The following is a 24,130-nucleotide window of genomic DNA, read 5'->3' on the forward strand; positions in this document are numbered from 1 at the left end:
GCGACGCCGTGCGTGCGCGAACCTGGTACGGCGAATTTCGAGAACTCGTCTTGATGTGTGCAGTTTACAACATCACGCAGGCCGTGAACCAGTGAAATCAAGCACCGTCTGGCGATTCACCACGGCCGTTTGTAGCATCAATCTATCATCTGTCATTGTGTATGCAGTGAGTTTGTTCGAATTAGCTACTGGAAGCCGCCCTCGAGCCATTCGTTTTCGTTGAGAGGGAGACGACCACGCCGAGAAGCATACTCGATGAGGCGACGATCATGGGCACCCAGAACCAGAGTCGTGACTGCGTATGCCATTGCGTTGGACTCCGATGGGTCATAACGGACTCGACGTATAGAATCCCCCTCGATGTGTTTCTTCATTAGAACGTTCGGAAGAATCCCCACCACCAATCGATAAGTATCTTTCTGATAGGTGGGGAAACTATCGCCAGTTTTGGTATTCAATCAGGAGTCGAAGAACCGGTCGGGCGTGAGTCGTGACAGTCGCATCGAATTACCGGTTACGCCAAGACTCATCCCCATGTCGCCGACCACAACTGCGAGGGCGACGCTCACTAGCCCCAGCGGGACGCCGAGCGCGAGCAGGGCCTTCACGCTGAGGCTCGCCCAGATGTTCTGCCGGATCACGCTATTGGCCGTATGCGATAGGTCGTACAGGTAGGGGAGTCTCCCGATATCGTCGCCCATCAGTGCGATGTCCGCAGTCTCGAGGGCGGTGTCGGTGCCGGCAGCGCCCATCGCGATGCCGACCTCCGCGGTGGCGAGTGCGGGTGCGTCGTTGATACCGTCGCCGACCATCGCCACTTTACCGTACTCGGCCTGTAACTCCTCGATCGCGTCGACCTTGTCGTCGGGGAGGAGTTCGGCGCGGTACTCGTCGACACCGACCTGCTCGGCGATGGCCCGCGCAGTGCCCATGTTATCGCCGGTCAGCATCACCACGCGCTCGACGCCCAATTCGTGCAGGCGTTCGACGGTCCGCTTCGAGGCCGGGCGCACCTCGTCGGCGATTGCGATAGCGCCCAGTACCTCCGACTCCGTTCCGACGACGACGATCGTCTTGCCCGCCCGCTCGAGCGTGGCGAGTGCGTCCTCGGCGAATGCGCCGTCGTCAGTCTCAACCGCGTCTGCCGCCGGCACACCGCCATCGGTCGCCGAGCGGGCCCGGGAGAGGTCGAAGCCCAGCCCCTCGAAGAGTGCGGGCTTGCCCGCGTAGTAGGTCTCGCCGTCAATCTCGCCGCGGATACCCTTGCCTGTCAGGCTCTCGAAAGCCGTTGGGTCAGGGAGGTCGCCTACGCCTGCCTCGTCGGCACGAGCGAGGATCGCGGCGGCGATGGGGTGTTCGCTGCGCCGCTCGAGCCCAGCGGCGTGGCGGAGCAGCGTTGCTTCGTCGGTGTCGCCGACTGGGACGACGTCCGTGACGGCGAGTTCGCCCTTCGTGAGCGTGCCCGTTTTGTCGACTGCGACGGCGTTTACCTCGCCCATCGCCTCGAGGTAGTTACCGCCCTTGATGAGGACGCCGTTCTTCGCGGCGCTGGTGATGCCCGAGACCACTGAGACGGGCGTCGAGATAACGAACGCACACGGACAAGCGATCACCAACAGGGTGAGCCCGCGGATGAACCACGTCTGCCAGTCACCGGCGAAGCTGACCCCGTACCCGGCCACGTTCACCGACACCGGGTCGGCGATGACCAGCGGCGGAATAATGGCTGTCAGAATCGCCAGTACGACCACGACCGGCGTGTAGTACCCCGAGAATCGGTCGACGAACTGCTCGGTCTCGGTTTTCTTTGCCTGTGCACCCTGTACCATCTCGATGATCCGCGACAGGGTCGAGTCGCCCGCCGTCGAGGTGACTTCTACCTCGAGATAGCCCTCCTCGTTGATCGCGCCGGCATACACCTCATCGCCGGTAGTCTTGTCGACGGGGACACTCTCGCCAGTGATCGGCGACTGATCGACCGCACTCTTCCCCGCAACGACTGTCCCATCCAGCGGGATCTTGTCACCGGGCTGGACGACCACGGTCTCGCCCATTTCCACCGTATCGGCGGGCACAGTCACCTCCGTCCCGTCACGCACGACGGTGGCCTCGTCGGGCGACAGCTCCATCAATTCGCGCAGCGAGTCCCGCGCCCTATCCATCGCATAGTCCTCGAGCAACTCGGCGATGCTGAACAAGACGGCTAGGGTGGCGGCCTCGACGAAGTAGCCGATGCCGGTGGCGGCGATGATCGCCGTCCCCATCAGCAGGTCGATATCTAGACTCCGGTTCCTCGCGGAGTAGTAGCCGCTACGGACGACGGGGACGCCGCTTGCGGCGACGGCACCGAGGAATAGGACGTCCGCGACGTAGAGCGGATAGTCGAGGACGGTCGCTACCGCGACGTTCTGGGCAGTGAGGAGGAACTCGAAGAGGAGGCCGAAAGTGACGAACGCCGCGCCGAGCCAGGTCTTCTTCGCACGAGAACTCGTCCATACTTCCGACGGTGGTGCGATGTCGACACCGTTGGCCGACTGGGGTCGCTCATCATCGCCGTTGGCATCCGAGCCGTCGACTACCTCGTAGCCGGCGGCTTCAATCGCCTCGACCACATCGGCTTGGCTGGTGTGATCGGGGTCGTACGTGACGTTGGCTGTGCCAGTAGTCGGCTGGAGCGTGGCGTCGATAACTCCATCAACGCGCTGGAGGCTCTTGTCGACCTTGTGAGCGCAAGAGGGACAGTCCATCTCGGGGACGGCGAGGCGGGCAGTCAGTTCCTGTTTCTGACCGCTATCACCCGTGTTCCCCGTTGTATCCGCTTCTGTAGTCATCACCTCGAGAGAGGGGCGTTAGTTCGATAAGCCTTCATTGGAATATTCCAATTGGTTGCGGAGTCAGATATGGGGCGATCGCTCCTGTGGCAACTGCTTGCTAGCAACGTGGTGTTTCGCCAGTTGTTCTTCCGCCCGCCGAAGCCGATAGGTGAGCGTCGATCGCGGGACATCCAGATGGTCGGCCAGTTCACCCACGTCCACTTCGCGCGGTGATTCGTAATAGCCGTGTTCAACGGCAGCACGAAGCGCGGCTTCCTGTTCCGCTGACAGGCCGTCTGCTTCGTTCACGTCGCCGTTCGTTGCTGTCGTGTCTGCCGTTCGGAGCATCTCCATTTGGGCACAGTCGCCAATCGCGTCTCTGAGTGCGTCGAAGAAGGACGCCACATTGCCTTCGCCGGAATGGATGATCCGCCACGTGTAATGGCGACTCTCGTGGCGCGTCTCGAACAGAACACCGTTACCGAGGTGGTCGCGGGCGATGTGGGGGACGGATACACAGTCCGGCGTGCGCTCCCAGTCGGAGTAGAGGACGAGCGTGTCGTCGGTGTGATCGAGGACCTGGGTCGTCTGGGTCGCGCCGCAGTCCTCGGTGGCAAGACAGTCCGCATAGTAGTCTGCGGTGAGGAAGGCGTCCTCGATGTCCTCGAGTGCGTCGGCTGACCCGGTAACGTGATCGACACGCCACAGCCGTTCGGCAGTGGCGTGCAACGAGAGTGAGCGAATCCGGGCGTCGGGATGGGTAGCGAGCGTGTCCGCTACCCTATTGCACCCGGGCCCGTATTCGAGGGCGAAGACGAGTTCACGCATGGTTCCGTGTAGGAGTTCGGGAGGCATAACATATCGCCAAGGCGGCCAGGTCCGATTGCCGGTTCGAATCGGTTCAATGTGAGTGCGGAGGCGGCGGAGTTAGGATTCCGACTGCGACCGCACGCGGTTACAATTTCGGTACCGGAACCTTTTTTCACGAATTGGCGAACAGGGTGGCATGACGTTCTACTCCGCCCTGCGAAACCGAGAGCCACTCGTCGGGACCTGGGTCGCGCTGAGCGATCCCGCGATCGCCGAACTCAGCGCCCGCCTCGAGTTCGACGCCGTGATGATCGACGGCGAGCACTCGACGAACTCGATCGAGACGATCACCGAGATGGCTCGCGCGATCGACGCCGCGAACGTCGATCCCACCCCCGGGGCGATCGTCCGCCTCTCGGAGAACGATCCGACGGAGATCAAACGCGTCCTCGACGCCGGCGTCAACGGCGTGATGGCCCCGATGATCGACACGCCTGAGGACGCGCGGGCGCTCGTCGAGGCCACCCGCTACCCGCCCGAGGGAATCCGCGGCGTTGGCTACGGCCGCGGCACCGAGTACGGCGAGGCATTTCCCGAGTATCTCGAGCGCGCGAACGAGAACCTCGTCACGATCGCCCAGATCGAGACCGAAGCCGGCCTCGAGAACGTCGAGGAGATCGCCGCCGTCGACGGCCTGGACGGTCTGTTCGTCGGTCCCGCGGACCTCTCCGCCGCGCTCGACATCTTTGGCGAAACCGACAGTGACGAGTTCGTCGAGGCCGTCGATCGCGTGCTCGAGGCGGGCCACGCCGTCGACAAGCCCGTCGCGACGCTCGCGTTCGAGGAGGACGAGATCGAACGGTGGGTCGACCGCGGCTTTGACTTCGTGCTAGCCGGCGTCGACATCGACTACGTGAAGGCGGGCGGACTGCGGGCGAAGGCGATGTTCGAGGACGCGATGGAGAAGCGAGACAGGTAAGCTGCGCGTCTCAGTTCCCGTCGTCAGCCGTGTCGGGTGCGAGCGCCGTCGGTTACGATATCGTTCGGGCCGAGCGTCGGGATCGACGAGCAGAACCTCGGGCGGCGCGCGACAGCCACAAGAGCCCCGACGGCCGCCATCGGTCCTCGGATCGTCACAGTTGCGACCGACTGCCCGCAAAGCGAGCACTCCGGTAGCGAGATCAACTCATCGGACGGATTCTTGTGTTGTGGGAGTTGAGAGTCTGATATGGCGGTCTGTGCATATTTAAGCGGCGGGATTCCGAGATGCACCGTCAGGACCCGCGCCACTTGTGGCCGCACTCAATGCAGGTGAACAGCCGAACCTCGTAGGAGCCGCCCGGCTTCGGCATCATCTCGCAGTAGGCCCGGTCGCTGTCGCAGTCGTCCGCCGGACAGGGCTCTTGCATCGTCTCGGTAGAGCCCTGAGTCCCGTCGGCCACGGCAGGTGCCCCGTCGTCCCGCTGTCCATCCTGGGTCGTCATCACCGCTTCTGCTTGCGAGTCCCGCGACTCCTCGTTCTCACAGGAACGACACACCCACGCGTCGCCCTCCGTATGCATCATCGAACCACACTCGTCACAGAATTGCATATAAAGTAGGAATACACGGTTGCAGATATATGTGTTAACTTCCGATCCATCGTTGATTTCAGGCAACTCATGCTGACTGTACCGAATTATCGAAGAGGCAATAGGCAACGGTTGATCTTGCCTGACATCTATCAACTGGCCACGGGGTGTCGTAGAGTCGGCTCAGAATCTCGAGACGAAAGTAGACGTTGGTGTCGAGTTATCGAAATTATAGACAGAATGTTCGTCATCAGACAATTACTATAGTAGCCACTGACAGTCAGTGCACACCTGACGGATGGCTGCGTCTCGATCAGTGTGGACATCGTTTCAGTGGCTACTATAGCCGCCCACCAGTATCACGAAACGATACTCTCAGCCTCAAAGCGCCTCGACGAATTCGAAGACGCCGGGCTCGTTTCACGAATGCAGTACAACGAAATCCGCCACGTGTCGAGTATGCGCTGCTGGCGGACGGTAGCGAGAGCCGAACGCATCTCGAACTACTACTCGTGGGCTGCTGGCGAGGAAACGCCGGAAAGAAATTGATCTTATTGGCGTCTCGTCACGTCAGAACGTGATAATCTCGTAGTCGTCGTCGACGAGCGAGCGGATGCTTGGGTAGCCGTCGTGTTCATCGAGTTGGACGATGCCCGCGTCCTGAACCTCGTTTCGATGTCGCTACCGGCGAACCCCATCCAATAGAAGCGTTCGCTGAGACGAGTAGCACTCGTTTAAGTTACTGGCAGGTGGCTGATCACCTGTGACTGACACGTTCGTTATTGTCGGCGGAGACGCAGCCGGAATGTCTGCCGCAAGTAAAGCGAAACGCGATGATCCCGATCTCGAGGTGGTCGTTTTCGAGAAGGGAGAGTGGGTTTCTTACGGTGCCTGTGGACTTCCGTATTACATCAAAGGCGAGATCCAGTCGCTCGAACACCTGATCTCGGTAACGCCGAAGGAGTTCCGCGAGGAACGTAACATCGATCTGCGGACGGGCCACGAGGTCATCGCGATCAACCCTGACGAGAAAACGGTCACCGCCGAGCACGAATCGGGCGAGACTGTCCAGTCGTACGATCACCTGCTCGTCGCGACGGGATCGGAATCAGTAGTGCCGCCGATCGGCGGGACCGATCTGGAAGGCGTCTACACGCTCGGGTCGATGAGCGACGGGAAGGAACTCCGCGAGTACGTCGCGCGGGCACGCAACGGCGAATCGCTCCAGCAGCCCGACAGGGGGCCGGCCTGTCGGTATCTCGAGGACTGTACCGGACCCGTCGGTGTCGTTGGTGGCGGCTACATCGGTGTCGAGATGGCCGAGGCGCTGTCCGCGAATGGATTCGAAGTCAACCTGTTCCAGCGGGGCGACCGCGTGCTGAAGGGGTTCAGCGAGGCGACGAGCGAAGCAGTCGCCGATCATCTCCGAGAACAGGATGTTGCAGTACATCTCGGCGCTGAAGTGGAGATGCTTTCGGGTGACGACCGCGTCGAGGCCGTCGTCACTGACGGCGACCGGATCGAGGTCGAAATGGTACTCCTCGGAACTGGCGTTCGACCGCGAACCGCTCTCGCCGACGATGCCGGAATCGAACTCGGAGAAACGGGGGCTATCGAGACCGACGCCTATCGCGAGACGAGCGTTTCTGACATCTACGCGGCAGGCGACTGCGCCGAGACGACACACGTCGTCACGGGTGACCCGGCGTACGTTCCGCTGGCGCTGACAGCCAACCGCCACGGCCGCGCAGTCGGCCAGACCGTTGCCGGCCGACCGACCGAAGGGGGCGAAATAGCCGGTACGGCGGCAGTCAAGGCGTTCGATGTCGAGGCCGCCCGAACCGGAATTATCGACCACACCGAGGCTCGAGCAGCGGGGTTCGACCCGGTCAGCAAGACCATCACGGCGAACTCGCGCGCCGGGTACTATCCCGAGGGCGGCACCGTCACGATCACGATGACCGCCGATCGGGAGACGGGCCGCGTTCTCGGTGCGAGCCTCGTCAGCGAATACGGCGAGGGCGCTGTCCATCGCAGTCATGCGGTTGTCGCGGCCCTCCACGAAAGGGCGACCGTATTCGACCTCGAGAACTACGATCTCGCGTACGCACCGCCGTTCAACACCACGTGGGATCCCGTGCTCGTCGCAGCGAAGGTGCTTTCCGGAACGTTACGATGACACGTTTCAGTCGAGGACGGCAGTGCGATTCGTTCACCGTGATACAAACATGTCCACTAATTCCCCGTCCTACAGGCACTTTTTGCTGCAGGCCCTCGGTAGCGTATGGGATTAGAAGGCAAACGAGCACCCGATTTCACGCTTCCGAGCACCGCCGGTGACGAGGTGTCGCTTTCGGATCGACTCGAGGACGGGCCAGCTCGGATCGCTATTGGTGAAGTACTGTCAAGATCAACGGAAAATGGTCTTGGTCATACGATGCAATAGACATAGACTCACAGCTGATTCTCGATATCGCAGTGTTTGGACGACGAGGTACCGATTCTGCCGCTGTGTTCCTCCATAGAGTGACCGAGAGACACGATCTCGACGACACAGTGTTTCTCGTCGATAGCTACGACTATCTGACTGCTTTCTCTCGAGTAGGGTTGAGCGGTCAACTCGACTACGTTGATCGAAACCTCATTGAAACGTGTTTTACATGTTCAAAATACGAGTTGACTGATTCCATAATTCATGGGTGAGCAGTCAGGCAATAGTCAGAGGATATCTTGAACAGTTTGTACACTACTACAACACATAACGATCGAACCAGTCACTTAGCAGACAGACACCAGCGGAGGTGCTTAACTAGATAGTGCCAGTGTGTAAATCATTTCAGGAGCTACTATAGCTCAACCTAGAGCATCAAAACGAATATCGTAAGAGGCGTCGTTGGTCAGATATACAGCAAGCTATGCAAACCAAACGACACATAGATGCCACTATAATCGGTGGTGGTGTTATCGGCATAACGACTGCAATCTATCTTGAACTCCAGGGATACGATACTGCAATTTATGCGGAAAAGGTACCATTCGTTGATGAGTCGTCGCCAGAATTCGCGACGCCGTACGCAGCTGCATCGATCAAGCCAGCGTCGGTTACGTTCTCCGGACAGCGACGCGCTCTTTCGATTTCGCAGAGTATATTCGGACTCTTTGCTGACGCGGGATCGATGGGCGTCCGACAGCAGCCACATTTTGTGCTGTACGAAGAGGATCAACCAGATCCAGGATATGCGGATACAGTGAGTGGTTTTCGGCGTATTTCTGACATCGAACAGTATCCTCACCGACCGGGCGCTACTTCCGTATTTGGGTGGCAATTTGATGCGTATTTCGCTGAGTTACCGACGTATATCGCTCGCTGCTACGCTCTTTACGATTCGCTCGGTGGGACCGTTCACAAGCGTACCCTTACCCGCGACGAATGCCATGAGTTACCGGGTGAAGTTCTGGTAAACTGTGCTGGAATTGGTTCGCAGGACCTATTTGATGATCCGCGGCCATGGATGATTTATGTTGGCCATCAAGTCATCGCTGACGGACTCCCCCTCCTCCGTACCGATTGCGGTGAGCTGTTCTCCTACAACTATACGCCAAACCCTGGTACTATTTCGGACGGATACACCGGTGAGATCTACGCCTATCCTCGAATGGATACGGTCGTTCTTGGGGGGAGTCGAATTCCCGTTTCTCCTAGTGAAGAGTGGATGGGACACATACCTAGTGCTTCCCAACAAGTCGGAGGGGTAGAAGTGCCATCACGGATCGTCGAACTCAACGACAAATTGCTCAAGACGTACGCGAGTATTTCCATCAAGGAGGGAAATTTGACGGGCCGATATGGCTTCCGGCCGGTTCGGGACCCGGATGGTCATGGTGTCCGAATTGAACGCACCTCTCTCGATGATCGTCCAGTTATTCACAACTGTGGCCACGGCGGAGCAGGTGTGACCCTCTCTTGGGGTTCGGCAGCGAAAGCGAGCAAGCTCGTGGCCGAAATTATCGAGCCAGATCCAACCCCACTATCCGTGTCACAGGAATTTGCCGTCGCGGAGCGGTTGGCTACACAGATTCGTTCCAACCTCTAACCACATAGTATATTCAATCTATTTAAGATCAATATATCATACATACCCATGACCATTGATTTGACTGGAATCAAATGCCTCTACAACCGTATCCCCTGATTGTTGTGACAGGGCTACTAGGAGTTTAATTCGGGCCTTGTGGGCGGGAAGGTTCGATGCAAATAGCACACCCTCTTCTTCGAGAGCTGCGCCGCCTCCTTTTGAACCATATACTGGCGAGACGACTCCGTTGCGACACCGCGTCGTAATAACGACAACAACATCGTTGTCAACGGCGGCACTGATGGAATCTGCAACGCCCGCGGGAACATTTCCGAGTCCGAGCGCGTCGACGACAATCCCATCGACGCCACGGTCAACGGCGTGAGCGATCTGTCTCCCATCGGTGTCCGTCGATGTCGGCACAACCTCAACGGTTGCCGTGATCTCTCGTGTGGGAATCGTCACCGATAGACTCTCGGGTCGACGGTAGAACCAGAGACCGTTCGGTGTCCGATCGGCGACCGGCCCGTAGTTGCCCGAATCGTACGCGTCGAGATTGCTGCTGTGGTCTTTCGTCACTGGTCGTGCTGCGTGAAGACAATCGTTGAAAAAAACGTAGGTACCCGTCTGAACGTGATCGTGACTCGCTGCCGCGAGGGCCCCACGAAGGTTTGCTGGCCCGTCGGGACTACGGCTATCGTACGGCCGTTGTGCGCCAGTGAGAACGACCGGTACGTCAACGTCAAGCACGAGATCGAGGTAGTACGCGGTCTCTTCGATCGTATCGGTCCCGTGGAGGACAACAACTCCGTCGATATCGTCGGCGACAGCTCGTACGCGATCACTTAATGTCACAAGGTCATCAATAATCAACTCCGAACTCGGAGTTTGCGTAAGTTGCTCCAGTTCGATATCAACGTGCTCGAAACTCTCCGGATAGGCCTGTACTAACTTCTGTACAGACTCGGTTGGAACCGTTCCGGTATCGCTCGAGGTACTTGCGATCGTGCCGCCGGTGGCAATGACGTACACAGTCGACATACGTTGTACTATCCGTACAAAACGTATATCCGTTGTGATTGATATCGGCCATGACTCACTCCTGTCAGCGAGAGGGTCGTCGCTGTTTACGGCGTGGAGAATATCGCGACGAATCATTCGCGTTGTAACAGTATCCAGATGCGTATCTGGCCACACTTCAGCTTCTCTCTTCGTCAAAAATCTTGAAAGGGTAGTGACTGTCTGTCCACTAGAAGCCGAGGGTCATGAACCCGAAGACCAGGCAAAGATAGGCGACAACGATCCCGACTGCAGTCAGCGGGATCGATTCGACGAAATTGTACTGGCCGTTGATCCGCGTTGTGTCGGCTTCGTTTCCGTTTTCGATCGCATCGACATCGATTTCACCGTTGTCGATGGCCTCGGTAGTCGGCATGATTTCGGGTAAATTCTTGCGGCGAGCATCGAACTTGTTCAGCGCGATGACGGTGCCTGCGGTAAGGACGACTGACAGTGGGAGCAACACCAGTGGCGACGTCACACCGACTGCATACAGGAGCAACATCAGTACCGTCACACCGGCTGCGGTCATCGCGAACGGAATCTGCGTCGTCACGTGATCGATGTGGTCCGAACCGGCGAAGATTGAGGACATGACGGTCGTATCGCTGATCGGTGAGACGTGGTCGCCCCAGATCGCCCCGCCGAACAGGACGCCCATGAGGACCGGCAGGATCGACAGTCCGGACAGTTCGTAGCCGAGCGGAATCGCGAGCGGCGTCAGGATCGCCATAGTCCCCCACGATGTCCCGGTCGTGAGCGCGATGAACATCGCCGCAACGAAGATGATGAGCGGCAGGAACGAGCCGGGAACGCCGCTGCTGACCATCAGGTCGACGATGTACTGTGCCGTTCCGACCTGTTCGGCTGCGTGGCCAATGCTCCACGCGAGAACGATGATCGCAGCCGCGATCATCATCGTTTTGAACCCACTAATCACGGTATCGCTCGCTTCCTCGATGTCCATGGTGCCGAATCCGACGGCACCGAGCATGCCGACAGCCATGAACGCGAACGAACCGTATAGGAGACCGAGTGCAACATCGGTTTCTTGGAACGCAGTCGCGATATCGACGCCGGACTGGTGGCCGCCACCGAGCCACCACATCGAGATGAGTCCAACGACCAGCAGCGACAGAATCGGCGCGAAGAAATTGATCAGCGTCGGGTTCTTCTCGCTTGGCTCACCGACATCGGTCGTGATGTCTGAGAGCGGCGTCGCGTCGTCCCGGCGAGTCTTCTTTTTTTTGCGCGAACGCCATTCCGCGTTCAGCATCGGACCGTAGAACCGCTGCGTAATCGAAATGAATCCGACCATGAAGAACGCGAGGAAACAGTAGATATTCCACGGAATACTCTGCAGGAAGAGCCCGAATGCGGTGATACCGACTTCGTCAGCCGTGAACCGGGCAGCTTCGAACCCCACGATGATCATCGATACTTGATATCCGATCCAGTTCGAGACGGGTCCAAAGGTCGTAACCGGCGAGGTCGTCGAATCTAGCACGTAGGCATGCATCTCTCGGGAAGTGTTGTTTTCCTGAGAGAGTTCGCGAGTTGCGTTCCCGGTCACGATGGTGCTCGTATACGAGTCGAAGAAAATGAAAATCCCAATGAGCCATGTGAGGATCTGGGAGTCCCGAGCCGTGTTCACACGATGGCCGATCCAGTTCTGGAGCGCGATGATCCCGCCTGATTTGTAAACGAACGCAGCACCAGCACCCATGAACATAATCAGGATCAGGAACTTGGTGTCAAATGGTGATCTGACGACTTCTACGATCCAATCCATCGACAGCGCCGTCGCCGCGATCGGATTCCAGTCGGCGATCATCAACGCGCCAATCCATACACCAGCGAACAACGACACAAGCACCTGCCGCGTATACATCGCGAGTACAATCGCGAGAAGCGGTGGTGCCAATGCCAGTGCCGCAACCGGAAGGGATTCGTATGACATACACACTCAATGTGAGAGCTACACTATTTTAATCTTTTGTTTGGATATTGGGGAAGCGAGTAGATGGAGACACGCAGTGTCGTTCTCTGCCAGATCTTCAATAGATATAACCAGAAAAATAGATGCGTACAGCATTTCTATTTGTGAGTAAGGCGGCCACAATCGGACGACTATCGGTCTTTCGTCGACTCGAGGCCGACTACAGGAGCCCTTGTGAGACCAATTCCGACTCGAAATCCGGCACAACTCGCTGCAGGATATCGGGAAATTCCTGGTGGAGGTCGGCGTCTTCGATCCGGTATGCCGGACCGGAGACTGTGAAGCCGCCGATAACAGCCCCATTGGGTCCCTCGGCGACGACGCCGGCAACGCGTTTCCCTGGAATCGACTCCTGATCGTTGATCGCATAGCCCCGTGCCCGAATGCGCTCAAGTTCAGCATCGAGTTCCGATCGCGACGTGATCGTTTCCTCAGTGAGTTCCGGGAAACCCCACCGATCGGCAATCGTGTCGACGCGTGACTCCGGCAATCGAGCAAGGATCGCTTTCCCGATAGCCGTCGTATGCATGTACTCGTAGTTATTGAGCCGAGAACTTGGCTTGGCGGAACTACCGACCGAATCAAATAGCGTCACGATGCGACCGTTCTCCTCGATTCCGAAGTCGGATTCCTCGTTCGATTGCTCGGCGAGTTCGATGACGTATTTGCCCGCCAGTTCGTACACTTTGCTGCGGTTCCGGACGTACATCCCGATGTGATAGAACCGCGCTCCGAGGCGGTATTCGTCTCCGTTGGAGACGACGTAGCCGTGTTTCGCGAGGGTATAGAGGTGTTTGTAGACAGTACTCTCGGATAGCTCGAGCGCCGCCGCGAGTTCGGCCGGCGTTGCCCCATCGAGTTCCTGAATTGTCTCGATCACCGCTAACGACGTTTCGGTCGTCATCAGAAGTTGGCTCTCGGTCATACGTTCTCACTCTCATCAAGCCCCATAAATCCACGTATTATAGAATGCGTCGTTCCGTGTAGCGATTTCCCACTGATTACATTAATAGTGGGGTACTCATCCCTTGTTTAATACAGACATCCTAGGAATTGCGTGTCATGATTTTCACTGCCGCTTCTTTGGAGAGGCAGTCCCGTCTTCACCCACCATATCCGAGTCGTTGAAGCGGAACATGGGCAATGCAGCCACCTCGTACCGTTCCCCGATTCACCACCATCATTACAGCCATATGTGTGTAATCGAATGCTGTCTTCGTCGACCAGCAAAGAAATGCAGTAGGGAAGTTCCATATATAGTAGAATAAGCGAGCCTCGGATTGGATATAACCTGAAACAACGATTATCCTATAATAGGAATTTATATATAATCCCCCAATAAATACTGACATGGACGATATATGATAGAGATAGCTAATGTAACCGCAGTAGTGACGACAGGTGGCTACTACTTCGACGATAAAGAAGCTATCGTGGCGAACGCAGAACAAGACGGATTTCTGTACAACGGACAGGCAGTTACCTCGGGGTATACCGATGTCCGTCAACCGGCCGAAGCAGTGAGTGTAATAATCGAACTCGAAGATGGCCGAACCGCTCTCGGGGATTGTACAGCGGTCCAATACTCCGGGTTCGGTGGTCGCGATGCGTTTTTCACTGCGGAGGACCACCTTGACGAAATCGAGACGACGATTTCGGAGGCCCTCGTCGGTCGAGATGCCAGTGCGTTTACGACCAATGTCGAGATCCTGAGCGACATCGCTGACACAGAAGAGTTACACACGGCAGTTCGATACGGGGTCTCCCAAGCGTTACTGGATGCCGCAGCAACGGCTTCTGCACAGACGATGACCGAGGTAATCAGTACCGAATATGGCATCGACCGCACACCCCAACCGGTTCCAATCTTCTGCCAAAGCGGCAGCGACCGCCGTCGAAACACCGAAAAAATGATTCTCAAAGAGGTCCCCGTTCTTCCCCACGGGCTGTTTAATTCAGTCGACGAGATCGGCCAAGAGGGAGAACAGCTCCTCGAGTATCTAGATTGGCTCAGCGATCGAGTGACCGAACTCGGTTCTCCGGAATACGACCCGACGTTTCACGTGGACATTTACGGGACAGTTGGCGAGATTTTTGCTCCTCCGTACGATCGCGACGAGGTGATAGACTACTTCGCAGCGCTCGACGACGCCGCATCGCCGTATTCGCTTCAAATAGAGAGCCCGATAGAAGCGGGATCACGCGACGAACAGATCCACGTGCTCGGAGCACTCCGAGACGGCCTAACCGAGTGTTCGGTACCTGTAGACATCATCGCCGACGAGTTTTGTAATACCTATGACGATGTTACCGCCTTTGTCGATGCTGGCGCTGTCGATATTGTCCAAATCAAGACGCCCGATCTCGGTGAAATTACTGCAAGTATCGATGCTGTCCAGTACTGCGAAAACACCGACACGCGTGCATACTTAGGCGGAAGTTGCGCGGAAACGGATGTCTCTGCTCGAGTCTGTGCACAGGTAGCACTCGCAACGCAACCGGCACAAATACTGGCCAGACCCGGAATGGGAGTCGACGAAGGGTATCAAATCGTTGCCAACGAGATGGCTCGGACATCCCATCGAATAAGAAATTGACGACCTTACGAGGCGGTGTTAAGTGAGGAATGAGGGGGTCGAAGATTCGGATACTCATGACGAAACTAACCGCCTCAACGGACCTACTGACTGGATTGGGTGGGATTTGTACAGCGAGAGCGGACGTCCGATAAAATCGTTGAAAAGGTATTCGCCATTACCAGGGCCGTATTTAGTTAAGGCTGAAAAGTGAGGGGTGTCGATTTTGTGGTAGTCTATGATAGACATCATGCGCTTCAGCGGTTGTAGCGACTGAATAGACTTGGATTTTGTAGAGCGAGACGGACACCGCGCGAGCTGATGGCGTTCGGTATTCGACTCCATTTGTCTGGACACTCACTTTCGGATACAATCTCAGAATTTTAGAAGTTCGGTGTCAAACAGTCGCGAAAGGCCATTCACGATTGAGTGTAGAAGCCCGATCTACAGCCAGCAAGTGATGCGAGTCCGGATCTCATTGCGCTTGACGAGACGGTGATCCGGGTCAATGGTCAGCAGTTCTGGCTGTACGCCGCGGTCGATCTGGGGACAAAGAATTCTTCATTTACGGCTATTTACGACAACAACGACGGAATTGACCAGCAGTTTCTATACGAGCTTCGTGAGAAACACGGCGTCTTCGACATCGTGTTTCTCGTCGATCACGCCAAGCATCTAGCGACTGCACTGCATCGAGCAGGACTCCGATTTCAGACCGTTCGTCATGGAAATTAAAATGCGCCAAACATGTCTTTCAAGAAATAAAACAGCGCACCTCATCGTTCAATGATGTTTTTAGCAACGTCGATCCGGAGACCGCAGAAACGTGGTTGCAAGCCTTCGTCGTCTGGTGGAGTTCGCTCAACTATCGTAGCCACTGAAACGATGTACACACTGATCGCGACGCACTCGTGCGATCGGTGTGCACTGACTGTCAGTGGCTACTATAAACACGATGCACGGCCACCAGCGGAGATTCGTGAGCTGGAGGCAGCGACGACCGACCAAGGCGGTGAGTGTCTGGTTGTGTCGACTGACACCCATCGAGGTTCCCAGTTCGATACTGCATTCGGGGGTCTTGGAGCGGTCCTCCGGTTCCGTATTAAGTGAACTACCCTACCTACTCGCTCACCGCTAACGCGGTTCGCTCCTTGAGGGTAGGGCTTCCTGCTTCGATGACGCGCTTTGCAGGAACCGAATGGGTTCCCGTAGGGAGCGCAGTCTCCACAGGCGTTAACGAGAGCAAAGCTCTCGTTCGCACATCAGAATCGCAGAGCGATTCTGAGGACGTTGATTCGGAGCATCCCGCTCCTACTTGCTTGATACCGCGAGAAAGAATGTTCCACGCTGCATTCCAATCCCTATCTGCTGTGAACCCACACGACGGACACGAGTGTTCACGTCTCCACAGGGGTTTGTCGGTCGAGACACTACAAGCTGCACACTCTTTAGTCGTCCCTGATGGATCCACGGCCACGAAGTACGTCCCCTCACGTTCGCACTTGTATTCGAGCATCTGAAGGAACGTTCCCCACGCTGCACCTGCACGATTTCGAGAGTTGCCGTCGAGTTCGATCAATCCTTTCGCGTCGAGATCTTCGACAGCGACGAGATCGTACTCTCGAGCATAATAGTTCGAGAGTTTGTGCAAGAAATCTCGGCGCTTTCGCTTAAGATCGGCGTGACACTCGGCCACGCGACGACGTTGCTTCTCGTAGTTGTTCGAGCCGTGTTCTTTACGTGAGAGTTTTCGTTGCTCTCGTTCCAGTCGGTCACGTTCGTCCGAAAGATCGACTGATTCGATTGCGTGACCGTCAGTATCGTGAGTGTACTTGAGAATTCCCACGTCGATCCCGACAGACTTCTTCGGGTTTTCGGGCTTCTCTGGTGGCTTTCGATCCACTTCGACACCGAACGTGGCGAACCACTCGTCCGTCGGCTCTTTCTTGAGTGTAACCTGCTTTAGCTTTGCGTCATCGGGGATGGCGCGGTGGAGCTGGATTGGAATGTCCGCGAGTTTCGAGAGTGACAACACAGTCTGACCGCCCTTCTTGTCGAGCTTGAAGCCAGACTGGTTGTACGTGAAACTGCGGAACTCGCGTGGTGACTTCCACTTGAGCATCCCGACGTCGTAGCCGTTCTCTTTGAGGGCAGAAAGGCTACTGAGGTTGTTAAACAACCGTTCTACAACGGTCTGGAGAACCTTCGAGTACACGTCGTTTAGGTCATCCCACCACTTTTTGAGGTCGGGTAGTTCCGACCGAAGTGTGGTCATGGACGGGAGTTCCCTGTGGTTCTCTCGGTACTCGTTGAGACGGTATCGGGTATGATTATACAATTGCCTACAAATATCGCGGTGACGGTCCAACTCCTCTCGTTGGGTGTTGGACGGCTTGAGGCGATACTTGTAGGCGTAGTACATCAGTTCTCGCGTTCCTCAATGAGCTCGTCGAGTTTCTCTTGAACGAACGACGAGAGATTCAGGTGGTTGTCCTGAATCCACTCTTCTTGATCGTCTCGGATCGAGATTGTTTTGCGCGTCGCCATATCACAACTTACGTAATTTGCATACAAGACACTTCCGATTTCGTGGGCCTGTGAATCTGTCGTAGAACAGTGTATGAAAAAACGAGCGACGCTGTATCCCCTCCCTGCTCGCACCTTCGGTGCTCGCTGAGGAAGGGGGCTTAGCGCCTCAATTCAGCTAAGCCGAGTGGTTTTTGACGCCATAGCTGTCGTAGCATCCCAGTATACGGGTCTGGAGGTAGCCATCGGTCGCGCAGACGGCCTCGAATGGCCGTAACCCGGACGGGTGCGGTGTCGCTCTTGGATATACGAATCGTTCACACCGGTCTCAGCCGTCGTCCTGTGCGTTCAATTCTGTCAGGAACTGGCTGGCTGCCGTCCCGATACGAACACCGTCGACGTTGCGCATCTCGAGGTTGTGTGGCAGTCCGAAAGGGGTAGTGGTCGACAAGGATGCGATGGATAACGGTTCGGACGGGATCCGTTCCGTATCTGTCGGTGACAGTAGCCATCATCTCGTCGAGATGCGCGTCCCGATGCTCCGTCCGGGGATGCTGTGCGCGTTTGAGGACGAATTCGACCACATCGTCAACTGATACGTGCTCGAGATTCTTGGTTCGTTCACGAACGTCGTAGAGAGCGTCGTTATCGGGCATTCCTGTTCACTCCGAAGTATCCTCCTCGGTGTCAGGGCTTCTCGAACAACGATCGAGCCCGTTGCACGTAGCTGTTCGCGTCCCAGCTACGGGCGTCGCTAATCTCATCGAGGAGTACCCGCGCATTAGCAGCAGATAGTTGCCCAGTTCGAACGAGAACCGAGAGTATCGTCGGTGTCGTGACAAGTCGGGTATCAGCGAGTGAGGCGTGGATCAAGCCAAGTTGGTTAAACTCGTCACAGAGAAAAAGCGCAGCCTGGAGATCGTTCGCGAGCGTGACCGCCGCGTTTTCACCGTCATCGAGCGGAAACTCGGCATCGAGGTCGACCGATTGTGTCGTGAATGACTCTTCTTGGTTGAGTACGGCGGACGCGGCGTGTCCATGGACATCATCGTAGGAGGCGATCTCTTGGAGTTCATCGATGACCGCTGTTGGGACGACAACCTCGTACCGGGAGAGACAGAGTGTAAGTGGAACGGGGTCGCCGTCAGTAACGATCCCGAGACTCACGAGGGCGGAGGCGTCTGCGATAAGCCATGACATCTATGCGTCGGCGACCTCGTCGATGAAGTCCTCATCCAACTGCTGTTTCAACACTCGGAGGTTTGCCGCCTCCTCAGCGCCGACGAGCGCTTTGAGCTGCTCGAAGCTGATCTCATCGTCGTAATAGGCGGCGGCGATCTCCTGGGAGAGTGCGTCGTCGTGGGCGGCGTCTTGGAGGTACTCCCGAAGCGCGGTCACGAGGATGTCTGTTCGGTCTTCCCCGAGGACTGCAGCCAGTGCGTCGGCCCGGTCGATGAGCCGATTGGGGGCTCGAAACTGCACGCGCTTCTTATCGGTGCTCATGATGTGTACATTGTGAGCCAACGGACTTAGCCGTTTTCGTGTGTACGATGTGAGTCTCACTCGGCTGAGCGTCACTCGTCCACGAGATGCTCCTCGAGGTTACGCGTCCAGTACGTCGCGACCCCGCCTGGACGACACCGCTCGCACAGCTGCAACGGGCCTTCGAGATGGCCGACCTCCACGCGGACTCGCGTGAGCGCTGCGAGCGCGTCGACGACGAGCCCGCACCCGTCACAGGAGTAGTGGTCGCGCTCGTTGGGACCGGGTCGCGCTTTGATCGCACAATCCACAGGAGAAAGATATGAGGCGAATCTTCGTCAGTCTTCCCAAAGAGGGTAATCTAGTCACCCCCCAAATCTGCCCTTGGTTCCTAACCACCGGGAGTGGATCTCAAGGCTTTGGACGCTCTGTCTTATCACAGTCCTTGAGGACCGGCTTCGCGGACAGGGATCAATCGTCCCGAGGATTCGTCACTTCCATTTCGGACTCGAGAGCAGCCGTCTGAAAGTCCGAATCCACAATGACGAGGTGATGGCCTCGCGGTCGACGGCGTGGTGGACGGCCCGCCGAACACGCTGGTCGTCGAACGGTTCGGAGGTCGTATCGAACGAGAGGAACCTGATCTGGTGGATTTTCGTGGTGTGCACCTCGATATCGTCCCCGGACTCGAGATCACCACCATCTCGTGGGGGAGAACGATCGTCATCTCGAGTTCGCCGTTCTCGAGGTTCATCCGGCGGGCAGTGTCTAGTTAGGCTATAGTAGCCACTGAAAGTCAGTGCACACCTAATCGAACGACGGCGTCGCGACCAGTGTGTAAATCGTTTCAGTGGCTACTATAGATCCCAGTCGATCGACGGAATTGCAGCGAGGGCATTAGCGAGATCCGTTTTCCGGCTACTATGGAGCTTGGTCTCGACGAGTACGTCTACGTCAGCTGCTCATGCAGTCGTCGACCGAGTCCCGCCTGAAATCGCCGTCGGGGAACTATGTGTGCGCAGATAGGCGAACGACCACTCCTCGAATTCATCGGGATGGGAAATGTTCCCCGAGGGGACCGCGCCATGTTTTAGGCTTGCCTAATAATCGAAGTCTTTTTATATTTTTTAGGCAACCCTAAAATGCAATGACTAGCGAAAATACACCACGAACGCGCAGGGATACCCTCAAGTATGGCGCCACGGCGGCGGCCACACTGGGACTGGCGGGCTGTTCCGACTTGGCCGGACAAAATAGAGCGGGGACTCCAACTGGAACCGGCAGCTACACCGTCGAAATGTTTCCAGTCGGAGAAGTCGAGTTCGGCGCTGCCCCCGACTCGGTCACAACCTATAATATGGGATGGGCGGACATGGTCGTCTCCCTAGGTCAGGCCGAGAAACTACAGACGAACCGGTACACGGCACCGTCCCTGTTTTACGACCGATTCAACATCGACTACGACAACGACTATCCGGCGCTGTGGCAGGACGGCGGCTGGTCCAAGGAGACGTTCTACGAGCGAGACTCGGACGTATTCCTCATCGATCCGAACCTCCTGACCAACTGGGACGACAACTGGAGCGAGGACGATACCGAGGAGATCGCGACCGGCGTCGGCCCATTTTTCGGCTGTCACAATCGCCGGATCCGCGGCCAGTGGCAACGAGAACTCGGCTACCCCGGGAACGCACCGTCGATGCTCGAAGCCTTTGACAAAGTCGGCACCGTTCTCGACGAACGGGAGCGGACCGAGGCGTGGCTCGCCCTCCACAAGGAACTGCAGTCGGAGCTCCAGTCGCGGCTCCCGTCGGACGGGGACACCCCGTCTATCGGACTCATCAACAGCGGCTCCACCCCGGATACAGGCGAGTTTTACGCCCTCTCTCTGGAGGACGACGGCTACGAGATGAAGCCGTATCGCGACCTCGGACTCGTCGACAACGACGCCTTCGCCGGCGTCGAGACTGGGCAGTACGGACTGACCGACTACGAGACGATGCTCGAAGTCGACCCGGATATCATCATCGTCCACTGGGGCATCACGACCGGCTCGGTCACGTTCGACGGCGACGGCGCGTTCGACGCCGAGCAGTTCCGCTCGCAGTTCGTCGAGCCCATGGAGAACCACGACGTTGGCAGTGAACTGACGGCGGTGAAGGAAGGGCGCGTGCTGCCCGGTCCCACTGCGGAGCAGGGCCCGCTGGTCAACGCCTTCCAGACAGAACTGATCGCCCGGCTCTTCTTCCCCGAGAAGTTCGGGGAACTCGACCTCGACGCGCCACTGGACGTGCCCGAAGACGAGCAACTGTTCGACCGCCAGCGGGTCGCGGACATCATCAACGGCGATATCTGACGATGAGCAACGACAACGACGTCTGACAATGCACCGATGCATAGAGGGTGCGTAATTCGACACAAAAGTGACTTCGCGAACCGCGGTCGGTCAACTGGATCAGTGAGCAGGCTGACGCCGCCTGGAGCACGACCAACGAGGAGCTCCAAGATCTCGTCGACCAGGGCCAGCTGCGCCGCGTCGAGACTGGCGAGACGACGCGCTACCAGCCGGACTACACGCGACTGCTCTTCGAGGAGATCCGCACGCTCATCGAGGAAAACACGCGCGAGGAGCTACGCAATGAACTGGCGGCGATCACCGACGAGATAGAGGAGTGGCAGGCCACCTACGACGTTGAGACGTGGGAGGAACTCGAACAGTCGCTCGCCGACGGTGACCTCGCAAGTGCTGAGCTCCGCGACCGCCATGACGTGATTACGCGCTGGGAGGAAAACTTGGAAGACCGCCGCTTAATCAAGCACGCATTGGCGCTCTACTCCGACGTCGAAGCCGCTCGCGAACAGCGGGTCACCGTGGCTGACCGTGTGAGAAACTAATTTTCGTAATCTGTGAACGTGCGGGCGTTAGCGAGGTCGACACAGCTACTCGCGAGACTGCTCGGCTCCCTGTTCCTGGAGTTCGACCGCGGCCTTCTCGAAGTGTTCCGCGAGGAACGGCGTGCCCGATGTCGCCCGCTCGTTGAGGAACGCGACGGCGTCAATGATCGCATCAGCGTCGCGCTCCGCGGTCGCAACACAGTCGACATATCCGTCGAGTGCCTGACTGAACGCACGCGAGAAGTGGTCGTACGCGCTGTCGACGCGCTCCATGTTGTCGTCGAGCGACTCGACGAGAGCCCGATAGACGGTCGCCGCCGACGCGGCCCGCCCCTGCTCGCGGTACTCGTTCGCGAGATCGAACCACTGCGTGAAGTCGATCGGCTCGAAGACGACGTAATACTCAGGGTTCGTCTCTTCGAACCGCCGATCGATCGCGGTGCGAAACTCGTCGACCGACTGTCTCGTCGGCTCGCCAACGCGGGCAAGAAACCGATCACGGAGATCCGTATTGGTCGCGAGTTCGTCACGCAGGAACGCGTGGAGGTCGTCGGCGTCGGCGCAGTCGAGTGCGGCGTCGAGTTGATCGCCGTCGTCTGGCGGTGGGTCGTCAACACACCGAAGCAACACGGCGACGACGTGCTTGCATGCTCCCGGCCTGTCGTATGGACAATCGCACCACGGGGAAAACCCGTCAGTGGTGAGGTCAACACGAACATCGTACTGACGGCTGCCACTCACGACGGCGGTGACGGTGCTGTCGACGCGGTGAATCTCGCGGATACGTCCCTCAGCACGATATCGTTCGCCCCGTTTGAAGACTGCGTCCGTGCAGATGTCCCGAACTGCGTCCTCGGTTGCGTCCATCCTTACGGTGGGTTTGACGCACTATTCAGCCGATCCAGTGCATCATCCTCGTACGCTGCCCGCCACATCGCATGGACGGCACGCGTCACGAGTGAGACCTCGGTCACGTTGATACAGGACGGCTCGGCGGCCGTCGTCGCGGCCTCGGGCGGAGGGTGAAAGTGGATCTCGGGCGAGTGCGTATTCGGGTGGCGATCGAAGCGCCAGTTGACGTCGTCGCTATCGACGTAGTGGAACGAATACATCCCCAGTTCGCTCCACTGGATATCGAGCCGAGCGCTCTCGGCATCGCCCAACCCATCGCTGAGACTGATCTGCAGTTCCGTGGGGGCGACGACATCGTCGTACCCTGTTTCGTCGACGAGCGGCTCGAGTTCGAGCCAGAGGTCACGTATCCGCTGGAGGGCCGGAAGATAGATCGGCCCGAACTCGCCGGCACGGTCGTCGTCGTTCATACGGCAAGCTGGTGGCTGGCCTCGTCGTAGGCGAGTGCGGCTTGCGCGACGGCGAGATTCTGCCGCGTCGTTCGCCACGCCGTGAGGTCGTCCCAGCCCTCCGTCTCGTCGGCGTCAAGTTGCTGGACGAGTTCCTCTGGTGACACCACGTCGTAGCGGTCTTCGTAACGCCGGACCTCAGCTTTCATGTCCTGGATGCTGTCAAGCAACTCTGGACGATCGACTTCCTCACGTAGCTCGCGGATCCGGGACATCAAGACCCGGTCGCTGTTGCGCTTGTACAGCGTCGTTTGGCCGTCCTGTTCCGTCTCGGCGAACCCGGTGTTCACGAGCGTCTTGCAGTGGCGGCGCGCTGTCGGCTCGCTCACAAGGGCGCGGTCGGCGATCTCGGCGGCCGACTGCCCATCGTGTGTCTGTTCGATGATTTCGTACACCCGCTCGAACGGTGTGGTGTCGTCTTTCCAGTCCGTCTTGACCTGTTCGTTGACGTCATCCCACGTCTCGGTCATACTGGGTGTTACGCAGTCAGAGAACAAATAGTTTCCTGAGGAAATTATCTAATGGCGGTGCTTGTCGGCGAGCGTTGTCAGACTACCTGTTCCTCTAACGTCTCGTGATGCGTCCGGACAGTCGTTGGCGTGACGTTCCCGGTCTCCGCGACGTCACTTTGCGTCACCCACTTTCCCTGTTCCTGCCCCGCTTTGTAGAGACAGGCCGCTGCGAACCCGGCCGGATGGACGCCCGTCGTGACGCCGCGCTCCTCGGCCTGCTCTGCGAGGGTTCGGGCACGCTGTTGGATCTCGTCCGGGCACTCGAGGTCCGAGGCCAGGCGCGGCACGAACATACTGGGGGAGACGGGCTCAGCGGGGAGCCCCAGCTCTTCGTTCAGCGTCTTGTACGCGTTCGTGACCCGTGACTCCGCGACGCGGGCCAGCTCGCTGACCTCGCCCAGCAACCGCGAGAGACCGTTGCACCGGCAGGCTCCGTACACGCTGGCCGAC

General features: G+C 57.8%; 20 protein-coding genes and 8 pseudogenes. 10 read left to right on the forward strand and 18 right to left on the reverse strand.

Translation table 11 applies throughout. The annotated features are described in order from the left end of the window. A pseudogene (locus ACJYUO_RS16685) lies at nucleotides 1–95 on the forward strand (IS5/IS1182 family transposase); the annotation flags it as partial. A gap of 363 nt (nucleotides 96–458) precedes the next feature. Here ACJYUO_RS16685 and ACJYUO_RS16690 read toward each other — a convergent pair. Together ACJYUO_RS16690 and ACJYUO_RS16695 are read right to left on the reverse strand one after the other, a co-directional pair. Beyond that, nucleotides 459–2,831, reverse strand: a complete 2,373-nt coding sequence (locus tag ACJYUO_RS16690; protein WP_494346484.1) for a heavy metal translocating P-type ATPase — start codon at nucleotides 2,829–2,831, stop codon at nucleotides 459–461. Between the two features lie 63 nt (nucleotides 2,832–2,894). Beyond that, entirely contained in the window at nucleotides 2,895–3,641 is a 747-nt protein-coding gene (locus tag ACJYUO_RS16695; protein ID WP_494346485.1) for a helix-turn-helix domain-containing protein, read from the reverse strand. Nucleotides 3,642–3,819: 178 nt separating this feature from the next. Between ACJYUO_RS16695 and ACJYUO_RS16700 the strand changes: the two genes are divergently transcribed. Beyond that, nucleotides 3,820–4,602: an HpcH/HpaI aldolase family protein gene (locus tag ACJYUO_RS16700; RefSeq protein ID WP_494346486.1), complete on the forward strand. Its 783-nt coding sequence runs from the start codon at nucleotides 3,820–3,822 to the stop codon at nucleotides 4,600–4,602. A gap of 295 nt (nucleotides 4,603–4,897) precedes the next feature. Here ACJYUO_RS16700 and ACJYUO_RS16705 read toward each other — a convergent pair whose 3' ends face one another. Further along, complete coding sequence (locus tag ACJYUO_RS16705) at nucleotides 4,898–5,215, reverse strand: RPA12/RPB9/RPC11 RNA polymerase family protein (protein ID WP_494346487.1); 318 nt, start codon at nucleotides 5,213–5,215, stop codon at nucleotides 4,898–4,900. Between the two features lie 549 nt (nucleotides 5,216–5,764). Next, nucleotides 5,765–5,860 (reverse strand): annotated as a pseudogene (locus tag ACJYUO_RS16710) (DsrE family protein); the annotation flags it as partial. A gap of 97 nt (nucleotides 5,861–5,957) precedes the next feature. Between ACJYUO_RS16710 and ACJYUO_RS16715 the strand changes: the two are divergent. The 3 genes and pseudogenes from ACJYUO_RS16715 to ACJYUO_RS16725 all read left to right on the forward strand — a co-directional run bounded on the left by ACJYUO_RS16715 (nucleotide 5,958) and on the right by ACJYUO_RS16725 (nucleotide 9,288). After that, on the forward strand, nucleotides 5,958–7,373 hold the full coding sequence (locus tag ACJYUO_RS16715; RefSeq protein ID WP_494346488.1) for an FAD-dependent oxidoreductase: 1,416 nt from the start codon (nucleotides 5,958–5,960) through the stop codon (nucleotides 7,371–7,373). A 105-nt stretch (nucleotides 7,374–7,478) separates the two neighbouring features. Beyond that, nucleotides 7,479–7,956 (forward strand): annotated as a pseudogene (locus ACJYUO_RS16720) (DDE-type integrase/transposase/recombinase). A 153-nt stretch (nucleotides 7,957–8,109) separates the two neighbouring features. Further along, nucleotides 8,110–9,288 (forward strand): FAD-dependent oxidoreductase, encoded by a 1,179-nt coding sequence (locus tag ACJYUO_RS16725; protein ID WP_494346489.1) that lies wholly within the window; start codon nucleotides 8,110–8,112, stop codon nucleotides 9,286–9,288. 36 nt (nucleotides 9,289–9,324) lie between these two features. On the opposite strand, the gene ACJYUO_RS16730 is transcribed toward ACJYUO_RS16725, so the two are convergent. The 3 genes from ACJYUO_RS16730 to ACJYUO_RS16740 form a co-directional block, all read right to left on the reverse strand. Then, nucleotides 9,325–10,311, reverse strand: coding sequence for an asparaginase (locus tag ACJYUO_RS16730; protein ID WP_494346490.1), 987 nt, complete (start codon nucleotides 10,309–10,311; stop codon nucleotides 9,325–9,327). A 208-nt stretch (nucleotides 10,312–10,519) separates the two neighbouring features. Continuing rightward, nucleotides 10,520–12,289, reverse strand: coding sequence for a Na+/H+ antiporter NhaC family protein (locus ACJYUO_RS16735; RefSeq protein ID WP_494346491.1), 1,770 nt, complete (start codon nucleotides 12,287–12,289; stop codon nucleotides 10,520–10,522). A 199-nt stretch (nucleotides 12,290–12,488) separates the two neighbouring features. Continuing rightward, complete coding sequence (locus ACJYUO_RS16740) at nucleotides 12,489–13,253, reverse strand: IclR family transcriptional regulator (RefSeq protein WP_494346492.1); 765 nt, start codon at nucleotides 13,251–13,253, stop codon at nucleotides 12,489–12,491. A 436-nt stretch (nucleotides 13,254–13,689) separates the two neighbouring features. Between ACJYUO_RS16740 and ACJYUO_RS16745 the strand changes: the two genes are divergently transcribed. The 3 genes and pseudogenes from ACJYUO_RS16745 (at nucleotide 13,690) to ACJYUO_RS16755 (ending at nucleotide 16,014) form a co-directional block, all read left to right on the forward strand. Then, nucleotides 13,690–14,925, forward strand: coding sequence for a methylaspartate ammonia-lyase (locus ACJYUO_RS16745; protein ID WP_494346493.1), 1,236 nt, complete (start codon nucleotides 13,690–13,692; stop codon nucleotides 14,923–14,925). 256 nt (nucleotides 14,926–15,181) lie between these two features. Further along, nucleotides 15,182–15,785: pseudogene (locus tag ACJYUO_RS16750) on the forward strand (IS6 family transposase). A 4-nt stretch (nucleotides 15,786–15,789) separates the two neighbouring features. Next, a complete protein-coding gene (locus tag ACJYUO_RS16755) occupies nucleotides 15,790–16,014 on the forward strand; it encodes a hypothetical protein (RefSeq protein WP_494346494.1) in 225 nt (74 codons plus the stop codon). A gap of 10 nt (nucleotides 16,015–16,024) precedes the next feature. Here ACJYUO_RS16755 and ACJYUO_RS16760 read toward each other — a convergent pair whose 3' ends face one another. The 7 genes and pseudogenes from ACJYUO_RS16760 to ACJYUO_RS16790 form a co-directional block, all read right to left on the reverse strand. Further along, complete coding sequence (locus tag ACJYUO_RS16760) at nucleotides 16,025–17,326, reverse strand: RNA-guided endonuclease InsQ/TnpB family protein (protein ID WP_494346495.1); 1,302 nt, start codon at nucleotides 17,324–17,326, stop codon at nucleotides 16,025–16,027. Then, complete coding sequence (locus tag ACJYUO_RS16765) at nucleotides 17,326–17,451, reverse strand: hypothetical protein (protein WP_006430615.1); 126 nt, start codon at nucleotides 17,449–17,451, stop codon at nucleotides 17,326–17,328. The genes ACJYUO_RS16760 and ACJYUO_RS16765 overlap by 1 nt, the downstream gene beginning before the upstream one ends. A gap of 307 nt (nucleotides 17,452–17,758) precedes the next feature. After that, nucleotides 17,759–18,086 (reverse strand): annotated as a pseudogene (locus ACJYUO_RS16770) (DUF8158 family protein). Nucleotides 18,087–18,117: 31 nt separating this feature from the next. After that, nucleotides 18,118–18,630, reverse strand: coding sequence for a PIN domain-containing protein (locus ACJYUO_RS16775; RefSeq protein ID WP_494346496.1), 513 nt, complete (start codon nucleotides 18,628–18,630; stop codon nucleotides 18,118–18,120). Continuing rightward, a complete protein-coding gene (locus tag ACJYUO_RS16780) occupies nucleotides 18,631–18,933 on the reverse strand; it encodes a hypothetical protein (protein ID WP_494346497.1) in 303 nt (100 codons plus the stop codon). It abuts the gene before it with no gap. 71 nt (nucleotides 18,934–19,004) lie between these two features. Next, a pseudogene (locus ACJYUO_RS16785) lies at nucleotides 19,005–19,223 on the reverse strand (DUF7558 family protein); the annotation flags it as partial. Between the two features lie 180 nt (nucleotides 19,224–19,403). Next, nucleotides 19,404–19,580, reverse strand: coding sequence for an ABC transporter substrate-binding protein (locus ACJYUO_RS16790; RefSeq protein WP_494346498.1), 177 nt, complete (start codon nucleotides 19,578–19,580; stop codon nucleotides 19,404–19,406). 704 nt (nucleotides 19,581–20,284) lie between these two features. On the opposite strand from ACJYUO_RS16790, the gene ACJYUO_RS16795 reads away from it, so the two are divergent. Beyond that, nucleotides 20,285–21,268 carry an ABC transporter substrate-binding protein gene (locus ACJYUO_RS16795; RefSeq protein ID WP_494346499.1) on the forward strand — a complete coding sequence of 328 codons (984 nt, stop codon included), beginning with the start codon at nucleotides 20,285–20,287 and terminating at the stop codon, nucleotides 21,266–21,268. 71 nt (nucleotides 21,269–21,339) lie between these two features. After that, nucleotides 21,340–21,807 (forward strand): annotated as a pseudogene (locus ACJYUO_RS16800) (DUF7342 family protein); the annotation flags it as partial. Between the two features lie 45 nt (nucleotides 21,808–21,852). Here ACJYUO_RS16800 and ACJYUO_RS16805 read toward each other — a convergent pair. From ACJYUO_RS16805 to ACJYUO_RS16820, 4 genes and pseudogenes are all read right to left on the reverse strand, one after another. Next, a complete protein-coding gene (locus tag ACJYUO_RS16805; protein ID WP_494346500.1) occupies nucleotides 21,853–22,674 on the reverse strand; it encodes an SWIM zinc finger family protein in 822 nt (273 codons plus the stop codon). A 2-nt stretch (nucleotides 22,675–22,676) separates the two neighbouring features. Further along, nucleotides 22,677–23,129, reverse strand: a complete 453-nt coding sequence (locus ACJYUO_RS16810) for a toxin-antitoxin system TumE family protein (protein WP_494346501.1) — start codon at nucleotides 23,127–23,129, stop codon at nucleotides 22,677–22,679. After that, on the reverse strand, nucleotides 23,126–23,638 hold the full coding sequence (locus ACJYUO_RS16815; RefSeq protein WP_494346502.1) for a winged helix-turn-helix domain-containing protein: 513 nt from the start codon (nucleotides 23,636–23,638) through the stop codon (nucleotides 23,126–23,128). The genes ACJYUO_RS16810 and ACJYUO_RS16815 overlap by 4 nt, the downstream gene beginning before the upstream one ends. 77 nt (nucleotides 23,639–23,715) lie before the next feature. Continuing rightward, a pseudogene (locus ACJYUO_RS16820) lies at nucleotides 23,716–24,129 on the reverse strand (transcription initiation factor IIB family protein); the annotation flags it as partial. Nucleotide 24,130 lies beyond the last annotated feature (1 nt).

Source organism: Natrinema sp. CRL1 (assembly GCF_059162405.1).

Excerpts from the sequence above, each read along its gene's own strand:
- ACJYUO_RS16690 (WP_494346484.1), bottom strand. The coding sequence starts at position 2,831 with ATGACTACAGAAGCGGATACAACGGGGAACACGGGTGATAGCGGTCAG.
- ACJYUO_RS16695 (WP_494346485.1), bottom strand. The coding sequence starts at position 3,641 with ATGCGTGAACTCGTCTTCGCCCTCGAATACGGGCCCGGGTGCAATAGG.
- ACJYUO_RS16700 (WP_494346486.1), top strand. The coding sequence starts at position 3,820 with ATGACGTTCTACTCCGCCCTGCGAAACCGAGAGCCACTCGTCGGGACC.
- ACJYUO_RS16705 (WP_494346487.1), bottom strand. The coding sequence starts at position 5,215 with ATGCAATTCTGTGACGAGTGTGGTTCGATGATGCATACGGAGGGCGAC.
- ACJYUO_RS16725 (WP_494346489.1), top strand. The coding sequence starts at position 8,110 with ATGCAAACCAAACGACACATAGATGCCACTATAATCGGTGGTGGTGTT.
- ACJYUO_RS16730 (WP_494346490.1), bottom strand. The coding sequence starts at position 10,311 with ATGTCGACTGTGTACGTCATTGCCACCGGCGGCACGATCGCAAGTACC.
- ACJYUO_RS16735 (WP_494346491.1), bottom strand. The coding sequence starts at position 12,289 with ATGTCATACGAATCCCTTCCGGTTGCGGCACTGGCATTGGCACCACCG.
- ACJYUO_RS16740 (WP_494346492.1), bottom strand. The coding sequence starts at position 13,253 with ATGACCGAGAGCCAACTTCTGATGACGACCGAAACGTCGTTAGCGGTG.
- ACJYUO_RS16745 (WP_494346493.1), top strand. The coding sequence starts at position 13,690 with ATGATAGAGATAGCTAATGTAACCGCAGTAGTGACGACAGGTGGCTAC.
- ACJYUO_RS16755 (WP_494346494.1), top strand. The coding sequence starts at position 15,790 with ATGTACACACTGATCGCGACGCACTCGTGCGATCGGTGTGCACTGACT.
- ACJYUO_RS16760 (WP_494346495.1), bottom strand. The coding sequence starts at position 17,326 with ATGTACTACGCCTACAAGTATCGCCTCAAGCCGTCCAACACCCAACGA.
- ACJYUO_RS16765 (WP_006430615.1), bottom strand. The coding sequence starts at position 17,451 with ATGGCGACGCGCAAAACAATCTCGATCCGAGACGATCAAGAAGAGTGG.
- ACJYUO_RS16775 (WP_494346496.1), bottom strand. The coding sequence starts at position 18,630 with ATGTCATGGCTTATCGCAGACGCCTCCGCCCTCGTGAGTCTCGGGATC.
- ACJYUO_RS16780 (WP_494346497.1), bottom strand. The coding sequence starts at position 18,933 with ATGAGCACCGATAAGAAGCGCGTGCAGTTTCGAGCCCCCAATCGGCTC.
- ACJYUO_RS16795 (WP_494346499.1), top strand. The coding sequence starts at position 20,285 with ATGGTCGTCTCCCTAGGTCAGGCCGAGAAACTACAGACGAACCGGTAC.
- ACJYUO_RS16805 (WP_494346500.1), bottom strand. The coding sequence starts at position 22,674 with ATGGACGCAACCGAGGACGCAGTTCGGGACATCTGCACGGACGCAGTC.
- ACJYUO_RS16810 (WP_494346501.1), bottom strand. The coding sequence starts at position 23,129 with ATGAACGACGACGACCGTGCCGGCGAGTTCGGGCCGATCTATCTTCCG.
- ACJYUO_RS16815 (WP_494346502.1), bottom strand. The coding sequence starts at position 23,638 with ATGACCGAGACGTGGGATGACGTCAACGAACAGGTCAAGACGGACTGG.